12 protein-coding genes are annotated in these 14,089 nt (G+C 35.3%); 7 read left to right on the top strand and 5 right to left on the bottom strand.

Annotated elements, in window-relative coordinates:
• Positions 1-192 precede the first annotated feature (192 nt).
• The 4 genes from B0E44_RS13245 to B0E44_RS13230 all read left to right on the top strand — a co-directional run bounded on the left by B0E44_RS13245 (position 193) and on the right by B0E44_RS13230 (position 3,022).
• Positions 193-1,014, top strand: coding sequence for an alpha/beta fold hydrolase (locus B0E44_RS13245; RefSeq protein WP_077376001.1), 822 nt, complete (start codon positions 193-195; stop codon positions 1,012-1,014).
• Positions 1,015-1,148: 134 nt separating this feature from the next.
• Positions 1,149-2,060: an alpha/beta fold hydrolase gene (locus B0E44_RS13240; protein WP_077375998.1), complete on the top strand. Its 912-nt coding sequence runs from the start codon at positions 1,149-1,151 to the stop codon at positions 2,058-2,060.
• A gap of 65 nt (positions 2,061-2,125) precedes the next feature.
• Positions 2,126-2,569, top strand: coding sequence for a RidA family protein (locus B0E44_RS13235; protein ID WP_077375995.1), 444 nt, complete (start codon positions 2,126-2,128; stop codon positions 2,567-2,569).
• Positions 2,570-2,611: 42 nt separating this feature from the next.
• Complete coding sequence (locus B0E44_RS13230) at positions 2,612-3,022, top strand: cupin domain-containing protein (RefSeq protein ID WP_077375992.1); 411 nt, start codon at positions 2,612-2,614, stop codon at positions 3,020-3,022.
• Between the two features lie 93 nt (positions 3,023-3,115).
• Here B0E44_RS13230 and B0E44_RS13225 read toward each other — a convergent pair whose 3' ends face one another.
• The 4 genes from B0E44_RS13225 to B0E44_RS13210 form a co-directional block, all read right to left on the bottom strand.
• Complete coding sequence (locus B0E44_RS13225) at positions 3,116-3,967, bottom strand: hypothetical protein (RefSeq protein WP_077375988.1); 852 nt, start codon at positions 3,965-3,967, stop codon at positions 3,116-3,118.
• Positions 3,968-4,142: 175 nt separating this feature from the next.
• Positions 4,143-4,904, bottom strand: coding sequence for a succinate dehydrogenase/fumarate reductase iron-sulfur subunit (locus tag B0E44_RS13220; protein ID WP_077375985.1), 762 nt, complete (start codon positions 4,902-4,904; stop codon positions 4,143-4,145).
• A 7-nt stretch (positions 4,905-4,911) separates the two neighbouring features.
• Complete coding sequence (locus B0E44_RS13215; RefSeq protein ID WP_077375982.1) at positions 4,912-6,921, bottom strand: fumarate reductase/succinate dehydrogenase flavoprotein subunit; 2,010 nt, start codon at positions 6,919-6,921, stop codon at positions 4,912-4,914.
• A gap of 17 nt (positions 6,922-6,938) precedes the next feature.
• Positions 6,939-7,604 (bottom strand): succinate dehydrogenase cytochrome b subunit, encoded by a 666-nt coding sequence (locus B0E44_RS13210; RefSeq protein WP_077375979.1) that lies wholly within the window; start codon positions 7,602-7,604, stop codon positions 6,939-6,941.
• Positions 7,605-8,000: 396 nt separating this feature from the next.
• On the opposite strand from B0E44_RS13210, the gene B0E44_RS13205 reads away from it, so the two are divergent.
• Positions 8,001-9,362, top strand: coding sequence for a hydroxymethylglutaryl-CoA synthase family protein (locus B0E44_RS13205; protein WP_077375977.1), 1,362 nt, complete (start codon positions 8,001-8,003; stop codon positions 9,360-9,362).
• Positions 9,363-9,421: 59 nt separating this feature from the next.
• Here B0E44_RS13205 and B0E44_RS13200 read toward each other — a convergent pair whose 3' ends face one another.
• Positions 9,422-10,903, bottom strand: coding sequence for a helix-turn-helix domain-containing protein (locus B0E44_RS13200; RefSeq protein WP_077375974.1), 1,482 nt, complete (start codon positions 10,901-10,903; stop codon positions 9,422-9,424).
• 120 nt (positions 10,904-11,023) lie between these two features.
• Here B0E44_RS13200 and aceB point away from each other — a divergent pair, with 120 nt between their 5' ends.
• Positions 11,024-12,625: a malate synthase A gene (aceB, locus tag B0E44_RS13195; RefSeq protein ID WP_077375971.1), complete on the top strand. Its 1,602-nt coding sequence runs from the start codon at positions 11,024-11,026 to the stop codon at positions 12,623-12,625.
• A gap of 68 nt (positions 12,626-12,693) precedes the next feature.
• Positions 12,694-13,977 (top strand): isocitrate lyase, encoded by a 1,284-nt coding sequence (gene aceA, locus B0E44_RS13190; protein WP_371594759.1) that lies wholly within the window; start codon positions 12,694-12,696, stop codon positions 13,975-13,977.
• Positions 13,978-14,089 lie beyond the last annotated feature (112 nt).

Here is a 14,089-nt window from a genome sequence, read left to right as displayed (position 1 = left end):
TACAGCCGCACTTTTTTTATGCCAAAAATCTAAATTTTACAATAAAATTCATTCGTATATATTATAAAAAAAACTTTTTAGACAAAAAGGGGAAAAAGTGCAATTCAAGAGGAAAAGCATCCATTGTTGTCCTTTGGCAATTGACGCAACTTTGCAATATCAAAATAACAATAACATTTAAAAAATAAAATCATGAACAAATTCACAGTAAAAGACGGAACAGAAATTTATTTCAAAGACTTAGGAGCAGGACAACCAATTTTCTTTCACCACGGGTGGCCATTGTCATCAGATGATTGGGATGCACAAATGATGTTTTTCTTAAATCAGGGATACAGAGTAATCGCTCACGACAGACGCGGACACGGCAGATCCACTCAAACATACAAAGGCAATGACATGAACACTTACGCTGCAGATGTAGCCGAATTAACTGAATTTTTAGACTTAAAAAATGCCATCCACGTTGGCCATTCTACAGGAGGTGGTGAAGCAATACGATATGCTGCTCAATATGGAAAAGACCGCGTGGCCAAAGTAGTTCTAATCAGTGCCATCACACCATACATGATTGCAGATGACCGAAATCCAGAAGGAGTGCCATTATCAGTATTTGACGATATCCGATTCAATACTTTAAACAACAGACAACAATTTTATCAAGACCTTACAGTTCCCTTTTATGGCTATAACCGTGAAGGAGCAAATGTAAAAAAAGGAATTCAGGACAATTGGTGGAGACAAGGAATGATGGGTGGCATTAAAGCACATTATGACTGTATCAAAGTTTTTTCTGAAACTGATTTTACCGAAGACCTTAAAAGTGTACAAATCCCAGTTTTGGTTCTTCACGGAGATGACGACCAGATTGTCCCTTATGCAACAACTGCAGTTAAAGCAGCTGAACTTTTAAAAAACGGCAAACTTATCATATACAAAGGGCTTTCTCACGGTATGCCAACTACTGATGCCGACACTATCAACAAAGATATTTTAGAATTTGTTCAAGCCTAAATTAAGAAAAGGAAAAAAGTGCAATTTAAAGGGAAAACCATCCATTGTAACGCTTCCCAAATTATAACAACTTTGCAATATCAAATTAAGAATATAATTAAAACCAATAATTAACAACTTTAAAAATTTATAAAATGAAAAATTTAATCTTATCAATCGGACTTTTTATTGCTCTATTAATCAACTTGCAATCTTTTGCACAAACAAAAAGAACTCCAGCTTCTTATGGAAGAGAAGAATACATTGAAGTAGAAAAAAATGTAAAACTTCACGTAACTGACCTTGGAGAAGGACAACCAATAGTTTTAATTCACGGATGGCCATTAAGCGATGCTATGTACGAATACCAATATGCTTATTTTGTTGAAAAAGGATATCGTGTAATCGGAATTACCCTAAGAGGCTTTGGACTATCTGACAAACCGGGAGGAAAATACAACTACGATGTTTTTGCAGATGACATCAAGGTGATTTTAGATAAGCTAAAAATTGAAAATGCAACTCTAGGAGGTTTTTCAATGGGAGGTGCAACAGTGATCCATTATGTAGCCAAATATAATGCCGCTCACGTTTCAAAATTAGCTTTATTCGGAGCAGCAGCGCCAATCTGGACAAAAAGAGCCGATTTTAACTTCGGTAATTGGACTAAAGCAGATGTTGATGGTTTGATTGCTTTGAATAATACTAACAGACCTCAATTATTAGAGAATTTTGGACAAATATTCCCTGCTAATGCTACTAGTGTATCTCCTGGATATGGAGCATGGTTAGGAACAATCCAAGCACAGGCTTCTCCTTATGCAATGGCTGAAGGTTTAAAAACTTTAAGAGACACTGATTTACGTGATGATTTAAAAAAGATAAAAATTCCAACTCTTATATTGCACGGTAAATTAGACAAAATCTGTTCTTATGAATTAGCAGAGCAAATGCACTCACTAATTTCAAACTCTACATTGGTTCCTTTAGAAAAAAGCGGTCACGCTTTATTCATCGAAGAGTTAGAAAAATTCAACTCTGAATTATTAAATTTTATTAAAAAATAATTAAACTAAAAAAGGGGTTAGTCTAAATGGTTAACCCTTTTTTTATTCTCTAAAACTAATTCATCATGAACAAAATAGTAGTATTGCTACTTTTAATAATTTTGTCATCTTGTACCAATACCAAAAGAATAGTAACTGTAAATCACACCGATTTGCCAAAACCAATTGGTCCATACAGCCATTCCACAAGTTATGGTGATTTAATATTTGTGTCAGGACAAATTGGTATAGATCCAAAATCAAATACTTTGAAACAAGGAATTCAGGAACAAACGATTCAGATTTTTGAAAATTTAAAAGCCATTCTTCAAAATAATAATTCCGATTTAAACCATATTACGAAAACAACTATTTTCATTACTGATCTGAAGAATTTTGAAGTTATCAATAAAATATATGGTAGTTACTTTCAAAATCACTTTCCAGCCCGAAGTACAATTGAAGTAGTCTCTTTGCCGAAAAATGCTGCTATTGAAATAGAATGCATTGCAGTCAAAATAAGAGACTAGCTGTTGAAATGACTTTAAATCACTAAAAAAAACTATACTAAAATGAAAAGCAATAAAAATTTACTTAGAACTGTAGTGACTATTTTACTTATAGGAACATACACTATTTCTGCCTCTGCTCAAACTAAGCCTAATGGAATCAGCCGCACCGAGCTGCAACGCCACGACATGAGCACTTCTGGTATCGAAATGGTTCAAGCAAATATTGATTTCGAACCAGGAACTGCTTTCGGAAACCACAATCATCCCGGTGAAGAAATCATTTATGTTCTTGAAGGTGAACTTGAATATATTGTAGAGGGTAAACCTCCGGTTATACTAAAAGCTGGAGAAGTATTATTCATCCCTGCTGGTACAATTCATTCTGCTAAAAACCTTGGCAAGACTAAAGCCAGCGAACTGGCTACTTACATCGTTGAAAAAGGAAAACCTCTTTTACAGTTAATAAAATAATGTTTTCAACTTTATGTAATAAAAAAACGTCCCGATGATTAGGGACGTTTTTGATATAAATGTGTTGTCTGACATCAACTTTAAATTTTATGATTAGTGATAATAATAATTCATGGTTGTTGTATTGGACGGAGTTGTACTCCCAACATAATAATATTTTTCGACAGCTTTTACAAGATTATTGTTTTCATCATAAGTGTTTTCAAATATAATAGTTGCCGTGAGCTCATCATTATAAGAATCATATACACTTACTTTTTTTCTATTATTAACAGAATATTGATTTCCTAAAGCATATCTAAATGCATCTGGTTTTATTGCAGACAGATAATTTCTGCCATTATCATATTCAATTTCATAATACTCGTCTGAGAAACCAGTGCCAGGCGCTTCATAACCAATTAAATTACCTTTAGAATATTCAAAAAATTCTTCATTATCTACATCTGTGACCTCAGAACATTCAGCTGTTTTAGAATTAGTAATTTGAATGTAATGTTTTATTGAAGTTAGTTCCGAACCTGAATAGGAAAAACTAATTCTATCCATCGAATTCGTTAAAACATCCCACTCCATTTCTGTTCTACTAATACAAATATTAGTAATTAGTCCGTTAGTGTATTCCAGCGTATTCACTTGATCTATTACATCAGAAGGATTTGCTAAATAGTATTCTTTTAAATTCCAACTAATCATTTTATTAGAAGAGTCATAATTAAAAGTTGTTTGATACGATTTCGAATTATCTTTTATAATTAATTTAGAGATGTCCCCTGAACTGTTATATTCATAATCACTTGTTTTTATTACTATACCGTTTTGAATTTCTTCAACTTTTTTTATTCTGTTTGTAGAAGATGATGTGTCTTGGGAATCATCTGTTGAATCATTGGAACAACCTATTAGAAAAGAGGTAATCAACAATAGCAGGAATTTGTTTTTCATAGAGGGGGAATAGTTTTTAAAGAGTATTATCTTCTTTATTGGTTTGTAAATAATATTATAAGTATGAGAATTATATGTTTCAAATATAAACAAAACATTAAGAATTTTCGTGTTTAATTAAATAAAAAACGTCCCAATTTCTCGGGACGTTTTTTATTTAAACTATTTTGAAATACTATTTCAAACTTGCAGAAAGATATTCTCTGTTCATACGAGCGATGTTTTCAAGGGAAATTCCTTTTGGACATTCAATTTCGCAAGCTCCAGTGTTGGTACAGTTACCAAAACCTTCTTCGTCCATTTGACGAACCATGTTCAATACACGATTTGTGGCTTCCACTTTTCCTTGCGGTAACAATGCATATTGTGAAACTTTTGCTCCAACAAATAACATAGCAGAACCATTTTTACAAGTAGCCACACAAGCACCACAACCGATACAAGCTGCTGCTTCAAAAGCTTTGTCAGCATCGTCTTTAGGAACTGGAATAGTATTGGCATCGATAGTGTTTCCAGAAGTATTCACTGAAACAAATCCTCCAGCTTGTTGAATTCTATCAAAAGCTGTTCTGTCCACAACTAAATCTTTAATGACTGGGAAAGCAACACTTCTCCATGGTTCAACCACAATGGTATCACCGTCATTAAACATTCTCATGTGCAATTGACAAGTTGTGATTCCAGTATCTGGTCCGTGTGCACGACCATTGATATACAAAGAACACATTCCGCAAATTCCTTCGCGACAATCGTGGTCAAAAGCGATTGGTTCTTTTCTTTCGTTTACCAATTGTTCGTTCAATTGGTCTAACATTTCCAGAAATGAACTGGCTGTAGAAACATCATTTAGTTTGTATGATTCCATTTTCCCCTTTTCTTTGGAGTTTTTTTGACGCCAAATCTTAAGAGTTATATTGATATTTTTTGCTGCGCTCATAATTCTATTATTTGTAATTTCTAGCTGCGATTTTAATAAACTCGTATTTCAATTCCTCTTTGTGAAGTTCCGATTTTGTAACATCATATCCTTTGTTTTCCCATGCTCCAACAAACGAGAAGTTTTCGTCATCACGAAGCGTTTCTCCTTCGGAATCCTGATACTCTTCACGGAAGTGACCTCCACAAGATTCTTTACGTTGTAAGGCATCCATAGCCATCAATTGTCCTAATTCGATGAAATCGGCAACACGAAGCGCTTTTTCTAATTCAGGATTCATTTCATCAGAACTACCTGGAACGTAAACATCTTTATAAAATTCTTCTTTTAAAGCAGCAATTTCAGAAATGGCTTCAGTTAGACCTTTTTCATTACGACCCATTCCAACTTTATTCCACATAATCAAACCTAAACGTTTGTGGAAATGATCCACCGTTTTTGTCCCATTATTAGAAAGGAATTTATTGATTTGCTCTTTTACATTATTTTCTGCAGCTACGAATTCCGGTAAATCTGTAGAGATTTTTCCAGTACGAATATCATCAGCTAAATAATTAGAAACGGTGTATGGCAATACAAAATATCCATCAGCCAAACCTTGCATCAAAGCCGAAGCTCCTAAACGGTTCGCTCCGTGGTCAGAGAAGTTAGCTTCTCCTGCAACGAAACAACCTGGAATAGTAGATTGTAAGTTGTAATCAACCCAAACTCCACCCATAGTATAGTGAACCGCAGGGTAAATTTTCATTGGAGTTTCATAAGGATTCTCATCTGTGATTTTTTGGTACATAGTAAACAAGTTACCGTATTTTTCCTCTAACCATTTTTTTCCTAATGTAAGAATTTCTTCTTGAGAAGGATTGTGATTTCCTTTGGCGTAAGCCGTTTGTTTTCCTTTAGATTGAATCTCTGTAGCGAAATCCAAATAAACACCTTCGTTAGTATCATTAGCCTCAATTCCGCGACCTTCGTCGCAAACTTCTTTTCCAGCTCTTGACGCAACATCACGAGGAACTAAGTTACCAAATGCCGGATACTTTCTTTCTAAGTAGTAATCTCTATCTTCTTCGGCAATTTGAACTGGTTTCAATTTCCCTGCTCTAATAGCTTCTGAATCTTCTTTTTTCTTTGGAACCCAAATACGTCCAGAGTTTCTTAACGACTCAGACATCAACGTCAATTTAGATTGATTGGTTCCGTGAACTGGAATACAAGTTGGGTGAATTTGTACGTAACAAGGATTTGCGAACAAAGCTCCTTGTTTGTGAATTTTCCAACCAGCAGTTACGTTCGATCCCATTGCATTTGTAGATAGGAAATAAACGTTTCCGTATCCTCCTGTTGCAATAATTACAGCGTGAGCAGAATGTCTTTCTAATTCTCCAGTAATCAAGTTACGAGCAATAATTCCACGAGCTTTTCCGTCAACCTTTACCAATTCCAACATTTCGTGACGGTTGTACATATCGACTTTTCCAAGACCAATTTGTCTTGATAAGGAAGAATAAGCTCCTAATAATAATTGTTGTCCTGTTTGTCCAGCAGCATAAAAAGTACGTTGTACTTGTGTACCACCAAAAGAACGGTTATCCAACATTCCTCCGTAATCACGGGCAAAAGGAACTCCCTGTGCCACACATTGGTCGATGATGTTTCCAGAAACTTCAGCTAAACGATGAACGTTTGCTTCACGTGCTCTGTAATCTCCTCCTTTAATTGTATCATAAAACAAACGGAAAGTACTATCTCCATCATTTTGATAATTTTTTGCAGCGTTAATACCTCCTTGTGCAGCGATTGAGTGTGCACGACGTGGAGAATCTTGGTAACAAAATGCTTTTACGTTATAACCCATTTCGGCAAAAGATGCTGCTGCCGAAGCACCAGCTAATCCAGTTCCTACTACGATAATATCTATTTTAGGTCGGTTGTTTGGAGCAACTAACTTTAAGTGATCTTTATAATCAGTCCATTTTTGTGAAATGTGACCTTCTGGTATTTTAGAATCTAGTTTCATTAGAGATAGATTGATAATTAATTATTAAAATGATGAAATAGTGCAATGAAAATAAATCCAAAAGGAACTATAATTGCAAATGCATAACAGATTTTATGCAATGACTTCCCTATTTTATTGTCGAACCCAACTGATTGCAATGAGGAAGTAAAACCATGCCAAAGGTGCAATGCTAATAAAACGAAAGCAACACTGTACAATCCTGTACGAACTGGACTTTCAAACTTAGCTACTAATTCATGATAATATCTTGTTTCATCAATAACATTTGACTCCACATATTTGTAAACCATTTCATGAAACCAGAAATCATACATGTGTAATCCTAAAAAAGCCAACACAACCAAACCAGAAATAATCATATTCCTAGAAGCCCAAGATGAGTTTGCAGCACCGTCAAACTTTACGTAAGCGACAGGTCTTGCATTTCTGTTTTTCAGTTCCAGAACGAATCCCATAACGAAGTGAAAAACTACTCCCGCAACCAAAACAGGCTGCATAACAAATTGAATTAACGGGTTGTAACCCATGAAATGTGACATCGCATTAAATGAATTCTCACTAAAAACAGATACGAAATTAATAAAGAAGTGAAGCGATAGAAACGAAATCAAAAAAAGTCCTGAAAGCGCCATAGCTACTTTTTTAGCTATAGACGACTTCAATATTGCAGATTTTGCCATAATGATATAAATATTATATTTTTTTAAAAAGTCCCACAAATTTATGGTAATTAAGAAAGAATAACAACCAAATATGCAATTTTACTTCGCAATTTATAATGATTTTAAAGTACTTAAAAAATACGTACAAACTACGTATAAAAATACGTAGTTTAAAGCCGCTATTCTTCATCAACTTACAAAAAAGCACTTAAACGGTTCCTAAATTCCAAAAACACATTAAAATTACGGACCCAATTTTTTTTTATTGACAAAAGCTAAAAAAACTAACAATATTATAATCCAAAACAAGGTTTACAAGTTATTCCCTAAAAATTAAAGATTAGCCATTTTATAGTCTTTAAAACATTGTATTTCGCCAAAGCAATTTTAACTTTACAGCTTTAAATTTTATTCATGAAAACTGGAATTGACGCTATTGCATTTGATGTTGCAAAATTACATTTACCCATAAAAACATTAGCATTAGCTAGAAATATAGAACCCGAAAAACTCGAAAAAGGTTTGGGTTTATTAAAAATGACATTGCCCGACACGCATCAAGACACAGTTGTGTTTGGCGCCAATGCTTTGACAAAACTAATTCAAGACAACAACATCAAATTAGATGAAATTGCGCGAATATATATTGGAACCGAAAGCGCCATTGATAGTTCAAAACCCATAAGCTCTTTCTTGATTTCTCTAATGGAACAAAAATTTGGTGAAAACTCATTATCTGAATGTGATGTTGTAGATTTCACTTTTGCCTGTATTGGCGGCGTGGATGCACTCCAAAATTGCCTAGATTTTGTTCAACTCAATCCAAGCAAAAAAGCAATTGTTGTCACTACTGACTTTGCTAAATACGACTTGAATTCAACTGGTGAATATACTCAGGGAGCTGGCGCTGTAGCAATGTTGATTTCTGCCAACCCAAGAATTATTAGTTTTGAGAATAATTGGGGAGTAAGCACAAAAGGAGTTTTTGATTTCTTCAAACCTTATAGAACGATTTCAAAACAGGAAATTACAGGAAATACAAATAACGAATCTTGGTTTGATAATCTGGAAAGCGAAATTGAAATCCACAAAGACCAACCTGTTTTTGATGGTCAATATTCGAATCAATGTTATATGGACCGAACAAAAGCAGCTTATTTTTCATTCAAGAAATTAAAAAACAGTCAAGAAACAGTTTACAACACTTGGAAAAGCATTGTAATGCATTTGCCTTATGCTTTTCAAGGCAGAAGAATGCTGTCTGAAATTTACGCTTTGGACGCTTCTACTCCTATTCTTTCTGGAGAAGAAACTGCTTCGGAATATCAGAATAAATTAAAAGAAATCAGCAAATCTGATGATTATAAAACATTTGTTTCCGAAAAATTACAGCCTGCAGAATTAGCATCTTCTTTAATTGGAAACTTATATACTGGTTCCATTTTTATGGGATTGCTTTCTACTTTGGCTCATTTTTATGACACCAAAAAAGAAATCACATCCGAAAAATTTGGTTTTTTAGCCTATGGAAGTGGTTCCAAATCCAAAGTTTTTGAAGGAACGATTCAACCGGAATGGAAATCGGCCATAAGTAATGTGACTCTTTTTGAAACACTTAAAAATAGTTTTGAAATTGATTTTGAAACTTATGAAAAACTACACAAAAAGGAACAAAAACAAAGCATCCAAGAACCTAAAAATGAATGGATTTTAGACCGAATAGAAACAGAAATTCCAAATCTAATCGGAGCCCGTTATTACAAATGGGTTGATTAATACTGAGAATAACAATATAAAAAAGAGCCACGAAACAATCCATTCGTGGCTCTTTTGCTTTAACTGTATTTAGCTATATATTCTTGAACCGTTGCATCGGTCTTTTCATTTCTAACTTTTTGTTCCAAATGAATTGGTGGAGAAGCTCTCTCTAAACAATTTTGTACCGAGCAAGTTTCACAAGTCACACCAACTAATTGTCTTTGCACAGAATTACCCTCAATAAATTTAAACTTTTTCTTAATAGAAGGCGTTATCAAAATTCCAACCGAAATACTTCGCAAGCAATTTTTCTTAAAAGGATCAGGCGTTGCCGATGAAAAAACAAGATACTCATTATTACTATTTTTATAGCGGGAAATCTGCGCGTCAAAAAAGTGTTCTTTCTTTTGTCTCAAAGACTCCACGATTGTTTTTATTGAAACCCACCTTCTGCAATAATGCTCATTCATTTCGTTGGCATGAGGTTCCTGCTGGTTGGTAATATGCAATTCTTTTTTTATTTGATAAGTATCTGTACCAATTTCATGGGATAAACGAAGAAAAAATAAGTTCTTTATCTGAAAATCCTTTGGCAAAATATTAGTCAAACGCTGATAGAATGATTCGGGAGAAACATTGAATTTACTCATCAATTGAACCATTTCTTGAGGTCTTGGATTGCTGTTGGATAAAAACACATTCAATTCATCTATCAAATGTTGTCTTGGCAACAACAATGCCCCAGCAAAATAGGAGGCATAAAAATTATTGAGAACCTGGTCAAAGTTGTCAAATTTTATCCAACTGAAGGTGTATAATCTTTCGGTAATTTCAAGATAATTATACGCTATTTCCTTAGCCAAAATAAAAGCTTTCTGAGAAGAATCAATTCCCTTTGAAAGCAACAATGTTTTACTTTTTGGAACAAAAATGGAACGCAAATCCCCCAACTCATCCTGCTCTGAGAAAACAATTTCCTCTATGGTATAGCCATATTCCTCAATCAAAATAGCCGACAACTCCTCTATAGAAATATTGGCATCAATATTAATGTGAAATGCTTTGCAGAACGACAGTACTTTTTCCTCAAGATCCTCGAAGTAATTATTGTGTGCTTCTTGATAAGAACGCAATGAGGCCAAGAAAAAACTTTCTCTTGTTAGGTTATAATGCTGCGCTATTTCAATAATGGTACTGATAAAGGCATTGACTTTGGCAGGAGCATTGGCAATAATATCAATTAGATCAGCTTCCTGGATCCCGAAAAGATCCAACGGAATCTCCTTCAAAATTCCCGATTTTAATATTTCCCCAATCGGCGCAAGATTATTATCGAGTTTTAATGACACCATATGGTCGTAGGTCACGTCTAATTTCTCCGCCAAAAGAATAATTTTTTCCGTTTTGGGATATTTTTTTCCTTTTTCAATCTCATTCAAATACGATTTTGACAGCTCCGTTATTTTGGCCAAGCCAAATAATGACAAATCTTTATTTGTTCGAGCTTGCTTGAGTTTAAGCCCAAAAATCAACTTGATATATTCCTTTTCTACGTTCATAAAATCAAAGATAAACTAAAAAAAGAAAAACCTCAAAAAAAATATTTTTAATTTTTAGCGAACGTTCGCTTGTTTTGTAAAAAACTTTTTGTAGTATTGCAGTATCAAAATGAACTAGTTATGAAAAACCAGACAGAAACCATCGAGAAAAAATTCCAAATAACAAATGGAATTACAGAACAGTATCCCGAAATATTGACGGATAGCGCCATTGAATTCTTAACTGAATTGCATCAAAAATTTAATAGCAAAAGACTTTCGTTATTAGAAGACCGTAAAAGACAACAAGTCTTATTTGATGCAGGAGCTTTACCTTGTTTCCAACCCGAAACAAGAATGATTAGAGAAAGCAATTGGGTAGCCGCAACTACTCCAAGAGATTTACTAGACCGAAGAGTAGAAATTACAGGCCCTGTGGATCGTAAAATGGTCATCAATGCACTAAATTCTGGAGCCAAAACATTTATGGCCGATTTTGAAGACAGCACTTCTCCAACTTGGAGCAATCTAATGGAAGGGCAACAAAACCTGATCGATGCCGTAAACAAAACCATAACACTTGAAGATCCGATAAAAAATAAAAAATACGCTCTAAAAGATGAGACAGCAGTTTTAATTGTAAGACCTCGCGGATTGCATTTGAATGAAAAAAACATTCTTATCGACGGCCAAGAAACTTCTGGTTCTCTAGTAGATTTTGGATTATACGCTTTCCACAATCACGAGGAATTAACTAAAAACGGTACAGCACCTTATTTCTATTTGCCAAAATTGGAGCATTATCTAGAAGCCAGATGGTGGAATGAAGTTTTCGAATTTGCACAAGAATATCTGGGAGAACAAAACGGAACTTTCAAAGCAACCGTATTAATAGAGACGATTACCGCTAGTTTTCAATTAGACGAAATCATCTTCGAATTAAGAGATCATATCGTAGGATTGAATTGTGGCCGATGGGATTACATTTTTTCTTTCATCAAAAAATTAAGAAAAAACAAAACCTATATCGTTCCAAATCGTGATCAAGTAACCATGACTTCGCCTTTTATGAGTGCCTATTCACAATTGGTTATTCAAAGATGTCACAAACGAAACATACACGCAATTGGCGGAATGGCAGCGCAAATTCCAATCAAGAATGATGAAGAAGCCAACAACATTGCTTTTGACAAAGTACTAACCGACAAAAGAAGAGAAGTACAAAATGGTCACGACGGAACTTGGGTAGCACATCCTGATTTGGTGCCATTGGCTCAATCTGTTTTTGATAAATACATGCCAACTCAAAACCAGATTCACATAAAAAGAGAAGATGTAAATGTAGTCGAAGAAGATTTACTGGCAGTCCCAAAAGGAACCATTACCGAAGAAGGTGTTCGAAAAAACATCAGCATTTCGGTTCTCTATATCGCCTCATGGCTTAACGGACAAGGCGCAGCTGCCTTACACCATTTGATGGAAGATGCCGCAACGGCCGAAATCTCAAGATCTCAATTGTGGCAATGGCTTCAAAACGAAGTGGTTTTGGACAACAACAAATCACTAACAGAAGATTATTACCATCGTTTGGCAATGGAAGAATTTGAGAAAATTAAAAAAATTGTCGGTGACGAAAACCACGAGAAACAAAATTATCATTTGGCCGAACAGATGCTTGATACTTTAGTAGTAAATGACAATTTTATAGAATTTCTAACCTTAATCGGATATAAACACCTGTAAAATATCAATTGCAAAACGTATAAAAAAACCATCCAAAATAAATAACCAACAAACGCTATTAAACGAACATCATGAAAACAACCGAGACAAGAATTCAAGAATTAGTTACCGACTGGATTACAAACCCAAGATGGAAAGGAATCGAACGACCGTACACCGCCGAAGAAGTTGTAAATCTTCAAGGATCTTATCAAATTGAACACAGCGTTGCCAGAATGGGAGCAACCAAATTATGGAACAAACTTAATTCGCAAGATTTTGTGGCGGGATTGGGTGCTCTTACAGGAAACCAAGCCATTCAAGAAGTAGAAGCTGGACTGGAAGCCATTTACCTAAGTGGCTGGCAAGTGGCGGCCGATGCCAATGTGGCGGGCGAAATGTACCCTGATCAATCCTTGTATCCTGCGAACAGTGTTCCATTGGTTGTAAAAAGAATCAATAATGCACTTTTACGCGCCGATCAAATACAAGTAGTAAACGGAACGACTGACAAGAAAGACTATTTGGTTCCAATAGTTGCCGATGCCGAAGCCGGTTTTGGAGGTAATCTAAATGCATTCGAGTTGATGAAATCGATGATTGAATCGGGAGCTTCTGGTGTTCACTTTGAAGACCAATTGAGTTCTGCCAAAAAATGTGGACATCTTGGAGGAAAAGTTTTAGTACCTACTCAGGAAGCCATCAATAAATTAATTGCTGCTCGCTTGGCCGCCGATGTAATGGGAACACCAACGCTTATCGTGGCACGAACTGATGCCGATGCTGCCAATTTATTGACTAGCGATATCGATCCAAGAGATGCCAAATTCATCACGGGAGAAAAAACAGCCGAGGGATTCTTCTATGTAAACTGCGGAGTGGAGCAAGGAATTGACCGCGGATTGAGTTACGCACCGTATGCCGATTTGATTTGGATGGAAACCAGCAATCCGGATTTGGCGTATGCCAAAGAATTTGCAGAAGCCATTCATAAAAAGTTTCCTGGAAAAATGCTGGCTTACAACTGTTCGCCTTCATTCAACTGGGCGGCCAAATTATCCGTTGCCGAAATGGAAACTTTCAGAGAAGACTTGGCTGCAATGGGCTACAAATTCCAGTTCATTACTTTGGCCGGATTCCACGCCTTGAACACCAGCATGTTCGAATTGTCCAAAGCCTACAAAGAAAGAGGAATGGCTGGCTATTCTGAGTTGCAGGAAAGAGAATTTGCATTGCAACAACACGGTTTCAAAGCCGTAAAACACCAAAATTTTGTTGGCACATCCTATTTTGATGCCGTACAAAATACCGTTACCACAGGAAAATCTTCCACAACAGCCATGAAAGATTCTACTGAAGTAGCACAGTTTTAACTTTAACTACTTTTTCTAAAAAGCACGGAGAAACCCTCATTTCTTCGTGCTTTTTTTGTTTAAAAACTTTATTTGTGCGCGCAGTCAAAACAAGAACTTTAGTGCAAATAAT

The organism is Flavobacterium sp. A45, assembly GCF_002001005.1.
Classification (GTDB): domain Bacteria; phylum Bacteroidota; class Bacteroidia; order Flavobacteriales; family Flavobacteriaceae; genus Flavobacterium.
The sequence above is the reverse complement of the archived record's forward strand: the minus strand, read 5'-3'. Positions and strand labels throughout refer to the sequence as shown.